Genomic DNA, 17,867 nt, shown 5'->3' on the forward strand with positions numbered 1-17,867 from the left:
CCGTACGCGCGCATCCAATCTGCTCGCTCGCGTCGACGATCTGGCCGACCGCGTCTGCGCCGAAGCGAACGTCGACCGCTGGAACCGTGCCCGCACAGGCAACTCGCGTCGTAGCCACCCGATCTCGGCCGACCATCCAGATTGAAAGTAGCCGATCTGATATTTCAACCTGCGGGTATTCGGTCGGCATCTGGCCTGATATCCATAATCAGTTTCTGTTCTTCTTGGCGGGAGTGGAATCGCCAAAGAAACGTGTTGAACCGCCAGGTACGGTTGCTGGCGGCTTGGTCGACCCATACTGCTGCTCGCGCGGCGGGTTGCAATGACCACGGCAATCCCCGCAGCGCCTGACATTTGGCAGACCGCGTTCTGCCCAGTTTCTGTCCCAATGCGCAGTCTTTTCCGGTCAATTACGAAGCGCGCACCGCGGCCGGACGGTCAAGATAGCTCTCTCGCAAAAAAAGGAATCGGCATGAACCACGCGCTCATCATCGACGACAACATGATCATCAGTCGCGGTATCCAGAGCCGGCTCGAAGGTCTTGGGTTCACATCATTTGACCATACCTGGACCGAGGAACAGGCTGTGACGGCGGCTCGTCGCTGCACGCCAAATCTGGTGATCGTCGGCGACGAGGTCGCATCCGGATCGGTACTCAGTGCCATCCGGCGTATTTCAAGCGAAATGACCGTGCCGTTCTTGATGGTTTCAGGCGACCCCGTGCGGGCAGAGAGGCACCTCGCAAAAGTCGCGGCCTTCGAGGGTCCCTTTCTACTCAGCCAGATCGAGGAAGCGGTTAACATCGCTATCGCCGCTCCCGGCACACATTCGCGCGATGCGCGTCCTCGGCTTGCTCACGTGCCAACCCATCGCACTGGCGCGCGCCCAATCAAGCCACTAGGCGATAGCCGCGAAGCCATGGCAACCCAACCTTCGGTGCCGCCGAGCCGCATCGAACCGCTCGCTCCGCTTGAAGCACCGTATGTAATGTCCGAACCGATCTATACCGAGCCTGACGTGTAGGCCGGGATCGCACAGGATACGGCCGACCCAGAACCGCGCCGGGACGAATGGTCGAGCCCACTGCGAGATGCACCGCCCCCGTCGACCCGCCGCGCCGCAATCGTAAGTGGTGAAAGGAGCGGCCCCGTAGGAGTGGGCACTGCAAGGCCGCAGCGCTACTCCATGAACCTGAAAAATGCTCTTGGCCAAATCGAGGCCGATGGCGGTAATCTCCATGTGGCTGGCTCCTATTTGCTCGTGATCGCCTGACGGCAATCACATCTTGGCACCTTGATGCCGTGAGCGGGAACCATCCACCCCATCTGCTATTACGGCGGCATCTGCCAGCCCGTTTGTACGTGACGCAGCGGCAGCAGCCGACCAAAGCATGAACGACCTGGCGCCGGAACCCGCCGTTCGCCTACCATTATGTGTTAGGCGCCAGCTTCAGAATTAACCCCCTTGCTCCCAAAGAGACTCGCGCAATCGGCCTGTGAATGGGCTTCGGCAAGCGCGACGGCATCCGCGCCCGCCGGAAAGCGGAGCTGTTCCGTCGTATCGTGGACGGCAGCCCAGATCGCCTCCGCGACATCGGTTTCGCGCGTCATCAACGTCGGCCTCGCAAAGGCTTCAAGGATTGGCAGGGCGAACTCGGCGTATTCGCCCAGCAACAGATCTTGGACCGGAACAACGGCATTCGCGCCAAATTTCGTCGTCGGAGCATAGCCGGGTTCTACGAGCCTGGCGCCGACACCGAAATAGCGAAGCTCATGGGCAAGGGAAGCCGTGAAGCCTTCGACTGCTTGTTTGGACGCAGTGTAGGCAGCGGCAAGTGGAAATTCACCCAGCGTGACGCTTGACGTCACGTTGACGATCATGCCTGATCGCCGCTCGCGCATCTGCGGGATAACTGCCTGACACATCGCCATGACGCCGATGGTGTTTGTTGCAAAGAGCTGGCGAATGAGCGACATCGGCATTGCTTCAAAGGCACCAACCCCGCCGATCCCGGCATTGTTGACCAGAACGTCGATCGGGCCGGCCGCTTCGATCAGTACGGCGATATTCTGTTCGCTAGTAACATCCAGCGGCAACACCCGCAGGCGGCTGATCGGTGCGTCGAAGACATCCGGGTCGGGGCGACGCATTGTCGCAATGACATTCCACCCGCTCCGAAGGAAATGCTCCGCTGTCGCCTTGCCATAGCCCGACGAGGTGCCGGTGATCAGGATCGTCTTGCTCATTGCCTTACTCCTTATGTTCGATGAAAGGTCGATAGACGGTAGCGGTGATATGATCTATAATGCCTGATCCAGAGAAGATTATGAATCGTCCAGAATATGGATCCTTTGAGTGAAACCGTGGCTTTACTCCGCCCCCAGGCGGCCATCTCGAAGCCTATCTCGGGTCGAGGCCAATGGGGTGTGCGATACCAAGCACATGATGCTCCGGGGTTCACGATCGTGTTGGCGGGGCTAGCCTGGCTGACGCTTGAGGGCGAAGCGCCCATTCAGATTGGCGAAGGCGATTTCATCCTCCTTCCCACCACGCCGGCCCTCACCTTGGGCAGTAGACCAGGAGTAGAATGCATCCCTGTCGCACCAAGCAACGAGGCGGTCCGACACGGCGATCAGGAAGGGGACGCTGACTTCGTCGCGCTGGGCGGCAGCTTCGCGATCGACCGCATTAACGCCCCGCTCTTGCTCCAGCTGCTACCCCGTCTGATCCACATCCCCGCCTCCCAAGGCAGGTCGACGCGGCTTGGTCGCTTCATCGACCTTCTCTCCGAAGAATGCGTCACCGATTTCCCGGGCAGAGAACTGATCATCGAACGTCTGCTCGAAGCCCTGCTCGTCGAGGCGCTACGCTGGCGCAGGAACGGCACATCTACCATGCCACCAGGCCTGTTTGGCGGTCTGCAGGAACCTGCGATCGCGCGCGCTCTCCACGCCATGCACGGCGACGTGCGAGTGAATTGGACCGTCGCTCGCCTTGCCGGTGTAGCAGGTATGTCCCGCTCCAGTTTCTCGGCGCGGTTCGGCGAGTTGGTGGGCTGCGCTCCTATCGAGTATCTGGCGCGATGGCGCATGGCGATCGCCAAGGCGGCCCTCGCTCGCGGGATGAAATCGCTCGATCGTATTGCAGATGAGATCGGCTACGAGTCTGCCAGCGCGTTCAGCACGGCGTTTCGCAAGCGTATCGGCCTTCCCCCGGGTCAATTTGCGCGAGGGGTGGCATAAATTGCCGAATGACAGGTCTCGATCGAGCTTGCCGTTCTGCGAAGTCTCTGCGGATGGCGGGTAGTCCCAGACTAAGTCTTTCCGCTCTTCCCAAGAGCGTGCCGATCGAAGGGTAGGGACCGATAACATCAGACTGAAGCGTGAATGTCTGGGTTCGAGGCGCAGACTGCCAACGCCGGCCAATTCTCGCCAGTGTCAGATCGCCTCTTGAAAAACCGCACTTCCCGGAACCATCACCAGCATCATGCTGCGATATCGGGCGACGCGGTCTTGTTCGATGGCATCAAGGCCAAGGGCAGTGGAACTCGCTGGACTCAGCTATTGCCGAATGTGGAGCGGCCGCAAAAGGAACACCACATAGCCGCGAAACATCGGGTGATGCGCAAGATTGTTCGGCGGCACCCATTGCCCGCCCTGCGCGAGCGCCACGCGAAAGGGGATCGGGAAGTGATCCATGCGCGCGAAATAGGCTTCGTAGCCCGGAATCGTGTTGCGGCCTTGGTATGTCTGCACCACCACTTCGTCTACCACCCCGCGCAGATCGACCAGCACCTGTGGATCGCCATGCGCGCTCCAGTCCATCAGACCAGTGATCGACAGCTTCCAGCGTGCGGGCAGGCGGGCGCGCAGCCCGCGCAGGAACGCGACATAGCCCCTGATGCCTTTGGCGGCGGCGTCGAAATCTATTTGAAGTCCCGCGACGCGGCTGCCTGCGGCCTGCCAGCGGCCAAGATCGGCCAGAATAGCGTCATAGGTTGCCTCGTTCAGATCGAGCCGGTCTATGCGCACCACCAGCCATACGTCCTGATCCGGCAGACGCGGAACGCCGCCGCGCAGGCGCGTTAAGCGTGAAGGCCCATCGCGGCGCACCTCGCCGTCGAGAAGATAGAGCACGCGCGGATGGCTGCCAGGTGGCGGGGCTATCCCTGGCCACAGGTAATAGGCATCATAGGCCAGCGGATCGACGCGCGGCTGTTCGGCCTGTTGCTGGCACCCCGCCAGCAAGGCCAACGCGGCCAGAACCAAGCCAGTTCGCGTCACCAGAAATAGCGCAGGCGCTTGGCCCAGACACTGTTGGGATAGCGGGTCTTCAACTGGTTGAACCAAGCCTGCCGCTGCGCTTTGGGCACTTGCGCAGCCTCCATCTCGTTCGCCGTGTCGATTGGCCCTGCACAACCATTATAGCCGCTGGGCGCATAGCACATCACCGCGCGATAGAGCGCATAAGCGCGCTCCTCCGGCCCGGCCTTTGCATCGGCGATGATCGCGCTGTAAATGGCGCCGCGGGCCAAGGGCTTGCCTGCAAAGCCATCAGGCCCGCTGCCCAGCGCATCGGGTGCCTTTTCGGGCGCGAACAGCGCGAAGTTATCAAACCCGTTAAGCCGCCAGAAATCACCAAGGCACAGTTGGGCGTGGATGTCGTGCGGGTCGCGCGCCAGCGTGGCAGCGGTTTGCCTCAGCGCCGGGCATTCAAAGCCATCGGACCATTTACCCTTGGTAAAAACTCCCAAAGATACCGTCTCTTGCTGGATCAGGGGGGCAAGCCACCCGTCCGCCCTGGCATCAGCAGGCACCAGCGACAGATCATCGACGACGTCGCGATAGGCGCTATGCGTCAGGCCTTTATAGATCAAGGCGAAGCGCGCCACATCACGCTCATGCGCCGAGCGGCTGGCATCGCGCGCATTGGCGCGAACGATGGCGGGGCTTGCCACGGTTTGCAGCAGGATTTCGCGCGTGGTGGCATCCTGAATGGGTGAGTTGGGGGCGAATGCCCTGGCCACTTGCCCCGTGCGCTGCCATTTGATGGCAAGACCCAACTCCACGAGAGGACGCTGATAGAGCGGGTCAGCCCCCTTGATCAATTCGCTCCAGAAGCCGGCCTCATTAGGGTCCTGTGCCTTGGCGAGCGCCTTTCCCCGCAGCATCTGCCGGCTAAAGGCCAAAGGCGTGTAGCTGCCTGCCCGCGCCGCATCGGGGATCATCTTCATGATCGTGCGGGGGCTTTCGCCCGCCTGAAGTGCGCGCAGGGCGACGAGATAGGAGTGCAACTCGGGATGGGATGAAAACTGCCCCGCCTGGATCGCCAGATCACCTTGCGAGAGCTTAAGATCTTTGGCGTCGCCGCGCATGTCATAGAGATCGACAATCGCCAGAAGCAGCGGCGTCTTGCCGCCCGTGCGGATGGTTTTAAGCGAATTCTCGGCCGCATCGTCCCAGCCCGCACCCAGCGCGCGGTTGTCGATTTCCTCGGCCAGATCGGCCGCGGCTTCGCTGTCAGCCGGCGTGTTGGCCAGCATCCGCTCGTAGATCGGGAGAAGTTCGGCGTCGTTGCCATCCAGCCACAGCACGCGGCGGACTAGCCCTCGGGCCGAATCCGCATAAAGCCCGTGAGGATAGGCTTTCAGATAGTCGGCAATGGCATCGCGGGCTTGAGCCAAGCCGTCTTTGTCGACCTTGGCACGATCCAGATTGCCATACTCGTCGCTCATTGCGGCCACCGCGCTGCGCAGGCCGATGCGGATCGGCATATAGCGCGCAGTTTCCGCGACCCACGGGTTACGCGCCTTGCGCAAGGCCAGAAAGCCAGCGTCCGCATCGTGCCAGTTCCCGGCATAGAAGGCATCGGCGGCCTTGAGATAGGCGAGAAATTCGAGCCCGTGCGCGCTGTTGATCTTGGCGTCCCAGACAACGGGCCTGTCGCAACCGACAGCCGCGCGCAGGCGGGCAAGGTCCGCGCGCTCATCTGCCGGGATGCCGGTGTCAGTCTTCAATGCGGCAAGAAAATCGCTAGGCGGGGTGCAGGATGGTTCCGAGGACGCGGCGGCAGGGGCCGCCTCAGGCTGGGGCCACAGCGCCTGACGCAGTCCGAGCCAGCTGAAAAAGGTGCTGCCATATTGCTGTTCGTCTGCGGATTTAGCGGCGGGGGCACTTGTCGCTGCCTCCTTCAGGCTGCGCATCAGCAGGATGATGTTGATGCGCGTGTCATTGCCGGGACTCAGTGTCGCCCGCCCGCCGCATTCCAAGGAGGAGGCTGAGCCAAGTTGCCATGTGGGCTGGCACGAAACGTCTGCACATGCCCAGGCCATGCCCGCTGCGCATGCGCCAGACAAGGCCAGCAGCTCCAAGGCTCTGCGCTTCAGGCGAAAGGAAAAGGAGCATCGTTCCTGCATCGTCGTTCCGCTCCCTTGGCCTTCCCGTGCGGATCGCCTGAGAGGCCACGCTGGAAGGCAACCGATCCTTGTCCGCACGGACATGAGCAGCGCATCATGCTACATTCAAGGGAATTCCTAGATTATCACGCCCTCAACCGCGCTTGATTTCTGCAGCGCGATCACTGGCGAGTCTTGCCGCACCACATGCGCGAATGACGGGATCTGAGTGAAGTCGCCGCACGCAATTGCAAATTGGAAGACCTGGCCAACGCCCTGTTTGGCACGCCGACTGATATCGAGCGCTCCGTGAGCCTCGATTTTGCGGACCATATCTAGAACATCGGGTGCCGTGATCTCGGAAATGAGCCTTTCGCCGATCTCGGGAAAAACGTCTCGTTGGAGGCGCGACCAAACACGGTCTGCGTGCGCGGCATCGAGAGCAGACTTGCGGTTCTCATGCCAACGCTCTGCGACCTTCAAAAAGGTGTTCGGATCACTCGCGCTGGAGTCTAGGCTGTTACCGATCGGGTCTCTGCCTTCCCTCAACAGAGCTTTTGCCGCAGTGCGCTTGTCGCGGGCGGCTGCGAGGCCAAGGGCCGGGTAACCACCGAACGAAAGCAGCTTCTCCTTGCCCCCAAAGCGGTAGTTCATCCGCCATAGTTTCGATCCGTTGGGTTGGACGAGCAGAAATAGTCCTTCCCGTCAGCCAGCTTGTACGCCTTATCGCGGGGCTTGGATTTCTTGGCCTGAAGCTCAGTCAGAGGCATGGGGGTATCACTCCTTTCCGATACTCCGCAAAACTACCCCAAAATACCCCCACACCAAATCTGGCTGCATGTGGAAGGCCATGGGCGCATGCGGACGCGAATCACCCGCAACCCTCTGCTTTTCTTTCGATTTTTGGAAAAATGCGGAAGCTGTCGGAAGCGCCCGGATAGGGGAATGGTAGCGGAGGAGGGACTCGAACCCCCGACACGCGGATTATGATTCCGCTGCTCTAACCAGCTGAGCTACTCCGCCACGGCTTGCGCTGCTCCTCGGGAGTGCGCATCGCAGGGCGCGCTCCTAACCGGGCGGCGCTGCGGGGTCAACCGCCTAGCTTTCGTTTTTTGCGCTCACACCCGTTCGATCATCTCACGGATGCGCGATGCCAGCGCGTCAACCGAAAACGGCTTCGTCAGTACGTGCATGCCACGATCGAGCAGCCCGTTTCCGATGACCGCGTTCTCGGCATAGCCGGTGATGAACAGGATCTTCAGATCGGGTCGCGTCACGCGCGCTGCGTCGGCCAGTTGTCGCCCGTTCATGCCCTTTGGCAGCCCAACATCGCTGACCAGCAGGTCGATCCTCATGTCGCTCTCGAGGATCGACAAGCCGGCAGGACCGTCGCCTGCCTCGATGCATTCGTAGCCAAGGTCCACCAAAACATCGGCGACGACGGCGCGCACCGCTGGTTCGTCGTCCACGATCAGCACCCGCCCCCCCGCGGTGGAAACGTCGTTGAGCGATGCCAGCCGGTGCTCCGGTTCGGCTTCGACCGACTTGTCCGAGCGTGGCAGGTAAAGGCAAATCGTCGTGCCATGCCCGACCTCGGAATATATCCGCACCTGCCCGCCCGACTGACGCGCAAAGCCGTAGATCATCGAGAGGCCGAGGCCCGTCCCCTCGCCCAGCGGCTTGGTCGTGAAGAACGGGTCGAACGCCCGCTCGATCGTCTCGGCCGACATGCCGGTGCCGGTGTCGGTCACGCACAGCGAGACGTACTGGCCAGGAGACAGATCGCGCTCGTGCGCCTCGATCCGGTCGAGCCACTTGTTCGACGTCTCGATAGTGATCGTCCCGCCGTCGGGCATCGCATCGCGCGCGTTGAGACACAGATTGAGGATCGCATTCTCGAGCTGGTTCGGATCGATCAGCGTCGTCCACAACCCGCCGGCGCCCACGATCTCGATATCCACGGTAGGCCCGACCGAACGCCGCAGCAGGTCGTCGAGGCTTGCGATCAGGCGGTTGACGTCGGTCGGCCGCGGATCGAGCGTCTGGCGGCGCGAAAACGCCAGCAGCCGGTGCGTCAGTGCAGACGCTCGTTTGGTCGCCTGTTGCGCCATGCTGATGTAGCGGTCGATCTCCAGCGCGCGCCCCTGCGCGATCCGAACGGTCATCAGCTCGAGACTGCCCGAGATCGCCGCCAGCAGGTTGTTGAAATCATGCGCCAGTCCGCCGGTCAGCTGCCCGACGGCTTCCATCTTCTGCGACTGGCGCAACTGTTCCTGCGCCCCTTCCAGCGCGTCTTGCGCTTCCTGTTCGGCCGTGATGTGACGGCCGCTGGCATAGACATGCTCGCCCTCGGACGACGCGATCCATGAGACCCAGCGGAACGTCCCGTCCTTGTGCCGCATACGGTTCTTGTATTGTGCCGGGCGCACCGTCGACGGGTGCAGAAACGTTCCGAAGTCGTCACCTGTATCATCCACGGCCGCGAACGCAGCGGCCGACTTGCCGACGACGTCGAGTGCAGACCAGCCCAGGATCGTTGTCCACGCCGGGTTGACGGCCAGGATCCGTCCACCCGATCCCACGATCGTCAGCAGGTCCTGGGAGTTCTGCCAGGTCCGGTCGCGCTCGCGGGTACGTTCTTCCACCTGCCGCTCAAGCGTCGCGGCGAGCTCTGCCAACGCGATTTCCGCGATCCGGCGCTCGATTGCGGCTTGCGTCCGATCGGCGACGTCCTGCACGAATGCGAGATCGTCGCTGGGCCACTCGCGTGCCTCGTTGTGGCTGAGGTACAGCAGCGCGACCAGCCCCTCGGTCTCGACAATCGGCATGTTCAACACTGCACGGGCATGCAACGCCTCAAGCGCATGCGTGGTTTCGCGCGTACGCTCATCCAGTCTCGAATCCGCGATGGCTACGAGTTCGCCACGCTTGATGTTCTCGATATACGATCCGTAATCGCGAAATTGCAGCGTGCCTCCCAGTGTCTGCGTACCCGGCGCACACCAGTCGCGCGCAATCTTGATTGTCTCGGCCGCTCGGTCGACCACGCCATAGCCTGCGCGACTGACCTCGAGCGTCGTGCCGAGGATTTCCGCCGCACACAGCGCCATGTCGTCAGGGTCGGACATCGCGCGGATTTGATCGCCGAGCGTGAGCAGGGCATTGCGGCGCACTTCGATGCGGCGCTGCGCGGTAATCTCCTCCGACACGCCGACCATGCGCGCGGGCCGGCCGCTGGCGGCATACTCCACGCGCCCATCGAGCCGCAGCCAGTGGAGCGAGCCATCGGGCCATACCGTCCGGTACTCGATGCCGTAATCATCGCCGTGTCGGATCGACCGGGCTACCGCATCTTGCATCGCCTCGCGGTCGTCATCATGGATTGCGGCGACCAGGTCGTCATAATCGAAGCGCTGTCCGGGACTCCGCCCGAATTGCGCCCTGCATTCGTCGGAACATTCCAATCGTTGCGTCGCTATATCGAACGACCAGGCACCCAGCCCGCCTGCAGCAATCGCCAGCTTCAGCCGCGCCTCGCCCTCGCGAATGTCCTCAAGCCGTGCGCGCGCTTCATATTGCCGTCGCCGTGCCCGCCGCGCCGATCGCGCAAGGCTGAGCAGGGTCGTGGGATGAAACGGTCGTTCAAGGAAAGTGACGTTACCGAGCGTTTCAAGCAGTCGCACCGCGGCAGGATTGCGCTCCAGCCCCCCACCGCGCTCGGTCAGCAGGATGAACGGCAAATCGGACCATTCCCCTTGCTCCTCCAGAAGCCGCGCGAGCTCACGCAAGTCGGCGCCGCGCAGCGTTTCCTCGGTGATGACCGCCATGCCGACGCCTATGCGTACCGCGCCACACAGCGCAGGCAGGCTCGGAACGACAACAGCTTCGATTCCGCCTTGTTGCAGAACGGAATAGGCGATTGCGGCATCACGACCGCGCGGTGCCAGAATGACTGCGCCTTGGGGGAGCGTGCGATCCAACGGATTACCGCGCTTGCGCGATATCGAGGAGACCTTCGTCTTCACCGACCAGCGTCGGCACGCCGCGCAAGACACCCTGAAACGCGACCAACGGCTCGCCCAGGGTAATCCCGTTGGCACCGATCATGAACTCGCGGATCGTGTCCTCATGGTGGCCGGTCCGCTTCTTGACGACCGAGATCGCCCGGCGAACGCGCCCTCGCGCTTCGAAGTAGCGCAGCAAGATCACCGTATCTGCAAGATAGGTCACATCGACCGGAGACTTCATGTCGCCGACAAGTCCATGCTGAGCGACCGTCAGGAAGGTCATGATGCCATGCCGGTTCAGATACTGCAGCAGCTCATGCATATGCAGGATCAGAGCCTGCTCTTCGGGCATCGCGGCCTGAAATCCGTTCAGGCTGTCGATCACCACCGTCTGGACTTCGTGATCCTCGACGCAGCGACGCACGCGCTCCGAAAACTCGCCAGGCGTCAGTTCAGCCGCATCGATCTGTTCGATGATCAGCTTCTTGCTGGCGACCAGTTCCTGAAGATCGACTCCCAGTCCCCTGGCACGCTCGAACAACAGGCCCAGCTCTTCATCGAACACGAACATGGCAGCCCGCTCGCCGCGATGGACCGCCGCCTTGACGAAGTTCAGCGCCAGCAACGACTTGCCTGTGCCCGAAGGCCCCAGGATCAGGGTGCTCGCACCACGCTCGAACCCGCCGCCAAGCAGCCCATTCAGCTCGACGTTGTCGATCGGAATGCGCTCGCGGCTGAAGCTCTTGCGATGCTCGGCAGAAACAAGGCGCGGGAACACGCGGATACCCCCGGTGTCGATCACGAAGTCATGGTAGCCGCCACGATAGCGGCGACCACGATACTTCAGCACGCGCAGGCGTCGTCGCTCGGCGCCATATGTCGGCGAGAGTTCCTCGAGCCGGATTACCGCATGCGCCACGCTGTGCACGGTCTTGTCCATCACGTCCGCGGTCAGATCGTCGAGCATCAGGACAGTCGACTCATGGCGCGAGAAATAATGCTTCAGCGCCAGGATCTGCCGTCGGTAGCGCAGCGAACTTTGCGCCAGCAGGCGAATTTCAGACAGGCTGTCGAGGACGATCCGCGACGGCTTTACCCGCTCGAAAGCTTCGAAGATGCGCTTCGTGGTCTCGCCCAATTCAAGGTCGGACGAATAGAGCAGGCTTTGCTGCTGATCCTCGTCGAGCAGGCTCTCGGGCGGAACCAGTTCGAATATCTCGAGCGATTCAGGGAAGTCCCAGCCGTGCGATGCGGCACCTTCGCGCAACTCGATCTCTGTTTCGGACAGGGTGATATACAGCACCCGCTCTCCCGCCTCAGCCCCCGCCATGAGGAACTGGGACGCAATCGTCGTCTTACCGGTACCGGGGCTGCCTTCGAGCAGGAACAATCGTCCCCGCGCCAATCCGCCAGCCAGAATTTCATCGAGACCAGCAACACCCGTAGCGCAATTCACTGTGGCAAGCTCCGATCTGTTTGCCGTTGGCATGCGCGAAGGATGCGCGCCTTGAGCAAAACAACCGATTTTCGCGACAATCGTTCCATCCGGTCAGCGAACCGGTCGGTCGCTGCGACGCCCTTGCTCAGTCGATTGAAATCACTCTGAAAAGGTCCGCGCCGCCATTGCGCTGCGCTGGATCACCGTGAGGCAGCAGATCATGGCATAGCCATAAGCAATCGCTCCGAAGTGCTGCGGGATCAGGCACATCGCGATGAAGACCGCTATGGTTTCGACACCTTCTGCGATTCCGGTGTTGTAGAAAAAGCTCTTCGCCCCATGCGCCGTGGTTTCCAGTCCCCGTTTGGCAGCGATCGTCGCGAACGCCAGAAAACTGATGCCTGTGAGGGCAAAACTCGCCAGCAGCAGTACGGCGGGGAGAAGGTTCTGGGGCGCGGCAAAAGCAAAGCCGACCGGGATCGCGATATAGAACACGAAGTCCGCCACGATATCGAGGTAGCCGCCAAAATCGGTCAGCTTGGTTGCGCGCGCGACGGCGCCATCGAGCCCGTCGAGCAAGCGGTTGGCGATTACCAGCGCCAGCCCTGCCAGCGTGTGGCCTTCCGCAATCGCCAGCGCACCGACCAGGCCGGTCACCATCCCGATCACCGTGATCACGTTCGCGCCGATCCCGACAGACGCCAGCGCGCCTCCCATCCGGTTCAGCACGGGGTCTATATAAGGGCGCAGCTTCGCGTCGAACATCGCTCAGACCGGCGTCACGAGGCCGATTACCGCCCCGCACATCAACGACGCCAGATTGCCCGCGATCCAGCTTTTCATGCCAAGCTGCGCCGCCTCGCTCCGCCGGTTGGGTGCCAGCGTGCTGATCGTCGTCACCAGCAGGCCGACGCTTGCCAGATTGGCGACGCTGCACAGCGCATAAGTCACGATAAGCTGGCTGCGCACGCTGAACGTACCCTGCGGAACGGCGGCGAATTCCAGATAGGCCACGTATTCGTTCAGGATCGTCTTTGTGCCCATCAGCGCGCCTGCCGCAGGCGACTGGTCCCACGGCACCCCGATGCTCCACATCACCGGCGCAAACAACCAACCGAACGTGCGCTTCAGCGTGATCGGCTGGCCATCGACCAGCGGCAGGTTCGCCAAAATCTGGTCGCTCAGGTTCACCAGCGCGAAGATCACGATGATGATCCCGATCACCGCCAGCACCAGCTGAACGCCCTCCATCGTCCCGCGCAGGATCGCGTCCATCGTTCCGTCGTAGTGGACTTCAGGTTGAACCTCCTCGCTCGCGGCATCAGCGGGATCGCCCGGCACCATCATCCGCGCGATCAGGATCGCGGCGGGTAGCGACAGGAACGAGGCGACGATCATGTGCCCAACCGCATCGGGCAGGCTCGGCGCTAGCGTCGTCGCGTAAAGCACCAGCAGCGCGCCCGAGATGTTTGCCATTGAGAGCACCATCACCGCGAACAACTCCGCGCGTGACATTGTCGCGCAATAGGTCCGCACGATCAGCGGCGCCTCGACCACGCCGAGGAATATGTTCGCCCCGGCATTCAGCCCGACCACTCCGGTTACGCCCAGTGTGCGCCGCAGGATCCACGAAAGGCCGTTAACCAGCCAGCGCAGCACGCCCCAGTGCCAGAACAGCGCGGTCAGTGCCGAGAACACGATGATCAGCGGCAGGATCTGAAACGCGATCACCATCGGCGGCGTCGCGCCGGGCTTGAGCACGAACGGCAGCTCCGCTCCGCCGAGATACCCGAACATGTACGACGATCCCGCCAGCGTCGCCCGCTCGATCGCTTCGACCCCGTGATTGATCACGCCGACCGCGCGCCACACCGCCGGCACGCGCACGAACGCCAGTGCGATGGCAATCTGCATGGCAACCGCGCCTGCCACCCACTTCCACCCCGGCATCGCCCGGCGGTTTTCCGATATGCCCCACGCCAGCGCCAGGATCAGCGCGACGCCGATCAATCCCTGCGCCTGTTGAAAAACGGCTAGCAACGTCATCCCCCAAGCCAATCCGGGTCAGGAGTATCGCCGGACGAAGCGCCGGTCTATCTGATCCTTCAACCACCACGCCAGCCGCCCCACCGTGGCAAAGCCGCCCCACGACAGGATGGCGCGCCGGTCGCCCGTCGCAAGCAGGTACAGTGTGCGCCCGGATGGCTGATACTGTCGAAGCTTTCCTCCACAAACCACCGCCCGCAGGTTCGCCGCCAGCACCGGCCCCGCCTTGACCGCATGAACGCCCGACCGCGCCAGCTTGCGGTCGACCCGCTCGATGATGTCGCCCGCGGCAAAGATCGCCGGGTGCGAGACGCTGCGCATCTCCGCTCCCACCGAAACAAAGCCGTCGTCGCTGCAGGCAAGGCCCGATGCCTTGATCCAACCGGGCGCGCGACTGCCCGTGGCGACGATCACGACATCGAAGCTCAGGTGCTCGCCGTTGGAAAGGACCAACGCGTCCCCGGTCGCTTCGGCGCTCGCAAAATGGACTTCGATTTCACGTCGCGCGAGTTCTGCCAAAGCCAGATTTCGCACTTTCGTGGCATGACCGGCGAGAAATCCATCGGCTGGAGCGATCAACGCGACTTTCCCCCGCCTTCCGGCGGTGCGCAACGCCGCATCCACCCCCAGAATCAGTTCTACCCCGGCGGCTCCCCCGCCTATTCCCCCAACATGCAATCTCAACCCGCTTTGCCGCAATTCCTGCCAGCGATGGATGAATTCATCCATCGGCCTGATCGGCAGAACGTCTTTGCCAAGTGACGAAAAACAAACGCTTTCGATCTCCCCGCCGATCGCCAGCGACAGCAGGTCGAAGCCCATCTCCACGCCCGTCGAAAGTTGCAGGGACTGGCGCACGGGATCGACGCCGGTGACCTCGGCGATCACCAGTTCCGCACCCGCGCGCTCGGCCAGCGGCGCAAGGTCGATCAGCAATTGCTTTCGGTCATAGATGCCCGCAAGCCACCCCGGCACCATCCCCGAATAGACGCTATGTCGCGAAGAAGTCACCAGAACCCGGGTCGTATCGGCAAGCGGCTGCCGCGCCCAATCGGCCAGCACTGCCAGATGCGCGTGGCCTCCGCCCGCCAGGATTACGCGCTGTGTCAGGAACAGCGCGCCAAACGTATGCCACTGAACGCCCAGCGCGCGGCAGGGGGGAAGAAATTCCGATACGTTAATCGTGTATGCCCCGCAGGCGTCGCCAAAGACCCGCCGCGCAACACGAACTGGTTGACCATGAACTTGCCGTTATATTCTCCGACCGCCCCCGCCGCCGCCGCAAAGCCGGGATATCCGACATAAGGCGACGCCGTCCACTGCCACGCCAGATCATCGACTTCGCGCAGCAATGCGTGCCTCGCAGCAATCTCCCACTCCGCCTCGGTCGGCAGGCGAGCACCTGCCCAGCGCGCAAAAGCATCGGCTTCATAATAACTTAGGTGCATTACCGGCTCCGATGGGTCGACCGCCACGCGGCCGTCCAGCGAAAAGCGCGTCCAGCCATCGGCGGTGTCCTGCCAATACAGCGGCGCGGTCCAACTCTCTGCCTCGACAGTCGCCCAGCCGTCCGAAAGCCACAATTCCGCAGTTGCGTACCCGCCCGCTGCGATGAACTCGAGATACGCGCCCGCCGTCACCAACCTGTCGGCAATCTCGAAAGGCTCGGTCCACACCCGGTGACGCGGACCCTCATTGTCGAACGAAAATCCGCTGCCATCGTGGCCGATTTCTCCTAGCCCTCCAGGGACTTGCACCCACGTTACTGCGTCCGACGCCACGCGGTCAGGGGTGTTGTCGCGATAGGCAGGCTGAAGCGGGTTCAGCGAAAACGCGTGCTGGATGTCCATCAGAATCAATTCCTGATGCTGCTGCTCATGATGCAGCCCAAGCTCCACCAGATCGCGCCACTTTCCCGGTGAAACGCTGGCGATCAACTTCGCCATCGCCGCATCGACATGGTGACGGTAAGCGATCACCTGATCAAGCGAGGGCCGCGTCAGCAATCCCCGCTGTGGCCGCGCAAAACGCTCGCCCACGCCGACGTAATAGGAGTTGAACAACACCGTATAGGCGGGGTCAAACGCCTGATATTCAGGCATTAAGGGTAAAAGTAGGAAGGTTTCGAAAAACCAGCTGGTGTGGGCCAGATGCCACTTTGCCGGGCTGGCATCAGGCATGGATTGTATCTGACAATCCTCGGCTGAAAGCCCGGCAGTCAGCGCTTCCGTCGCCGACCTGACCGCGCAAAACGCTTCGAACGCGTCGCTTTCGAGACTGGTACTGGGTTGCGAACTCATGGTTGGTCTTGTCCGGACGCTGCACCCCAGACGTGCAGCCCGAACAGATCGTCGGGATCGGTCCAAAATGCAAGCGGCTCCCAGCCTGATGCGCGGGCCAGCAAACGTGCCTCCTCCAAACTGTATTTATGGCTGTTTTCAGTGTGGATCGTCTCACCCGCATTCATCGTAAACCGCTGGCCGAGCACGCTAAAGGAGACCTCGCGGCCGGCAACGAGATGCATTTCGATCCGGCCGATGCTGTCCTGCCACACCGCACAATGCGAGAACACGTCGATCGGGATTGTCCCGTCCAATTCGCGATTGATCCGGTGCAGCAGGTTCAGGTTGAACTCCGCCGTAACGCCCGCCGCATCATCATAAGCCGTCTCGAGCAGCCGCGCGTCTTTCTTGCGGTCGATGCCGATGACCAACCGCGCGCCCTCACCCAGCGTCTGCCCGAAAGAGCGCAGCAGATCGACCGCAGAAGCGTGATCGAAATTGCCGATCGTCGATCCGGGGAAGAAACCCACCAGCGGACCATCGAGGTGCGGAAGTTCAAGAGCTTGCGTGAAGTCACCCGCGACAGGCACGATGCGTAAAGCAGGCCGCTCGGCAGCCAGCCCGGCCATCGCCTCCTCCAGGAAATCGCCCGAAATATCGATCGGCACGTATGTCGTGGTGCGCAAGGCGTCGAGCAGCAGTGGAGTCTTAGTGGCTGAACCTGCGCCGAATTCGATCACCGGGCGGTTATGCCCCGCCAGCCTCCCCAGATCGTCGGCGTGGGCGCGCAAAAGACCGATTTCCGTCCGGGTCGGATAATACTCCGGAAGCTCCGTGATCTCCTCGAAGAGTTCCGATCCCCGCATGTCATAGAAGTAGCGGGCGGGGATGACCTTTCGGGTCTGCGACAGGCCAGCGAGCACCGCTTTGGCGAAGTCGCTTTCAAGGGCTACGGTGGATGCCGTCATGCCCGCTTCGTGCCACGTTTCACTCATTGTGGCGAGCCGGGATATGCGTCCTGCTTCAGCAAGCCTGCCAGGTGCGCTGCGTTTGAGGCTGCCATGACCGCCGCCTGGGATACGTTCTCGGGAACGTCCTCAAGGTCCACGAAATCGGTGCTGCCCATCGCTTCGCCGACCCAATAGGCCACCGCCGAAGCCGGGATCGTCCAGCCGGTATCGTTCAGCGCCTGAAACGCGCTGGCGCAGATCGAATGTGCGCCGTCCTCGTTTCCGACAACCGCCAGCACCGCGACTTTCGAAAAACTCGGCATCCGCCCCTGATCGTCTGTTTCACCCAGGAAAGCGTCCATCCGCTCCAGCACGCGCTTGGCTACGCTCGACATCTGGCCCAGCCACACCGGCGTACCCAGAATCAATATGTCGTGGTCCAGGATCTGCTTCCGCAACTCCGGCCAATCGTCACCCTCGCCCTCATCCGAAGTCACCCCCGGCTTCACATTGAAATCGGCGATCCGGATCGTCTTGGTGATTTTCACGTTGTGTTCGCACAAGCCGTCGGCGATCAGGTCGATCATCCTGTCGGTTGACGAGGTTTTTCCACCCGAGGGTTTCAGGGTACAATTGAGGGCGATCGCCTTCAGCGCCATGCTGCTATTCCTTGTCGCGGAGTTTGAAGATGAACAAGCTGTTGCAGGGGTTTGTTCCCGGACCTGCCCGGGAGTGCAGGTGGGCCTGCA

The 17,867-nt window shown here is 62.1% G+C and carries 14 protein-coding genes and 1 tRNA gene; 2 read left to right on the top strand and 13 right to left on the bottom strand.

The genetic code is table 11. The annotated features are described in order from the left end of the window. Positions 1 to 472 precede the first annotated feature (472 nt). The gene (locus GGQ88_RS00010) at positions 473 to 1,024 is read left to right on the top strand and encodes an ANTAR domain-containing protein (RefSeq protein WP_183610989.1); all 552 of its coding nucleotides are present in this window, start codon (positions 473 to 475) and stop codon (positions 1,022 to 1,024) included. 413 nt (positions 1,025 to 1,437) lie between these two features. On the opposite strand, the gene GGQ88_RS00015 is transcribed toward GGQ88_RS00010, so the two are convergent. Continuing rightward, entirely contained in the window at positions 1,438 to 2,247 is an 810-nt protein-coding gene (locus GGQ88_RS00015) for an SDR family oxidoreductase (protein ID WP_183610990.1), read from the bottom strand. A gap of 96 nt (positions 2,248 to 2,343) precedes the next feature. Between GGQ88_RS00015 and GGQ88_RS00020 the strand changes: the two genes are divergently transcribed. After that, positions 2,344 to 3,243: a helix-turn-helix transcriptional regulator gene (locus GGQ88_RS00020; protein ID WP_183610991.1), complete on the top strand. Its 900-nt coding sequence runs from the start codon at positions 2,344 to 2,346 to the stop codon at positions 3,241 to 3,243. 318 nt (positions 3,244 to 3,561) lie between these two features. On the opposite strand, the gene GGQ88_RS00025 is transcribed toward GGQ88_RS00020, so the two are convergent. The 12 genes from GGQ88_RS00025 to GGQ88_RS00080 form a co-directional block, all read right to left on the bottom strand. Further along, positions 3,562 to 4,284, bottom strand: a complete 723-nt coding sequence (locus GGQ88_RS00025) for a DUF3142 domain-containing protein (RefSeq protein ID WP_343057033.1) — start codon at positions 4,282 to 4,284, stop codon at positions 3,562 to 3,564. Next, complete coding sequence (locus GGQ88_RS00030) at positions 4,281 to 6,332, bottom strand: PA5441 family protein (RefSeq protein ID WP_246385365.1); 2,052 nt, start codon at positions 6,330 to 6,332, stop codon at positions 4,281 to 4,283. The genes GGQ88_RS00025 and GGQ88_RS00030 overlap by 4 nt, the downstream gene beginning before the upstream one ends. 201 nt (positions 6,333 to 6,533) lie before the next feature. After that, entirely contained in the window at positions 6,534 to 7,049 is a 516-nt protein-coding gene (locus GGQ88_RS00035) for a tyrosine-type recombinase/integrase (RefSeq protein ID WP_246385367.1), read from the bottom strand. A gap of 292 nt (positions 7,050 to 7,341) precedes the next feature. Beyond that, positions 7,342 to 7,418 (bottom strand) — tRNA-Met (locus GGQ88_RS00040). A 95-nt stretch (positions 7,419 to 7,513) separates the two neighbouring features. After that, on the bottom strand, positions 7,514 to 10,420 hold the full coding sequence (locus tag GGQ88_RS00045) for a PAS domain-containing protein (protein WP_343057034.1): 2,907 nt from the start codon (positions 10,418 to 10,420) through the stop codon (positions 7,514 to 7,516). Then, entirely contained in the window at positions 10,380 to 11,858 is a 1,479-nt protein-coding gene (locus GGQ88_RS00050) for an ATPase domain-containing protein (protein ID WP_425490397.1), read from the bottom strand. The genes GGQ88_RS00045 and GGQ88_RS00050 overlap by 41 nt, the downstream gene beginning before the upstream one ends. A 141-nt stretch (positions 11,859 to 11,999) precedes the next feature. Further along, complete coding sequence (locus tag GGQ88_RS00055; protein ID WP_183610994.1) at positions 12,000 to 12,605, bottom strand: CDP-alcohol phosphatidyltransferase family protein; 606 nt, start codon at positions 12,603 to 12,605, stop codon at positions 12,000 to 12,002. Between the two features lie 3 nt (positions 12,606 to 12,608). Then, a complete protein-coding gene (locus GGQ88_RS00060; RefSeq protein ID WP_183610995.1) occupies positions 12,609 to 13,886 on the bottom strand; it encodes a NupC/NupG family nucleoside CNT transporter in 1,278 nt (425 codons plus the stop codon). Between the two features lie 18 nt (positions 13,887 to 13,904). Further along, on the bottom strand, positions 13,905 to 15,068 hold the full coding sequence (locus GGQ88_RS00065; RefSeq protein WP_343057086.1) for an FAD-dependent oxidoreductase: 1,164 nt from the start codon (positions 15,066 to 15,068) through the stop codon (positions 13,905 to 13,907). Beyond that, positions 14,993 to 16,186 (bottom strand): ergothioneine biosynthesis protein EgtB, encoded by a 1,194-nt coding sequence (gene egtB, locus GGQ88_RS00070; RefSeq protein WP_183610997.1) that lies wholly within the window; start codon positions 16,184 to 16,186, stop codon positions 14,993 to 14,995. Before egtB ends, GGQ88_RS00065 begins: the two co-directional genes overlap by 76 nt. After that, the gene (gene egtD, locus GGQ88_RS00075; protein WP_246385369.1) at positions 16,183 to 17,163 is read right to left on the bottom strand and encodes an L-histidine N(alpha)-methyltransferase; all 981 of its coding nucleotides are present in this window, start codon (positions 17,161 to 17,163) and stop codon (positions 16,183 to 16,185) included. Before egtD ends, egtB begins: the two co-directional genes overlap by 4 nt. Further along, complete coding sequence (locus GGQ88_RS00080) at positions 17,160 to 17,777, bottom strand: flavodoxin family protein (protein WP_183610998.1); 618 nt, start codon at positions 17,775 to 17,777, stop codon at positions 17,160 to 17,162. The genes egtD and GGQ88_RS00080 overlap by 4 nt, the downstream gene beginning before the upstream one ends. Positions 17,778 to 17,867: the final 90 nt, after the last annotated feature.

Origin of the sequence: Novosphingobium hassiacum (assembly GCF_014196055.1) — a bacterium.
GTDB lineage: Bacteria > Pseudomonadota > Alphaproteobacteria > Sphingomonadales > Sphingomonadaceae > Novosphingobium > Novosphingobium hassiacum.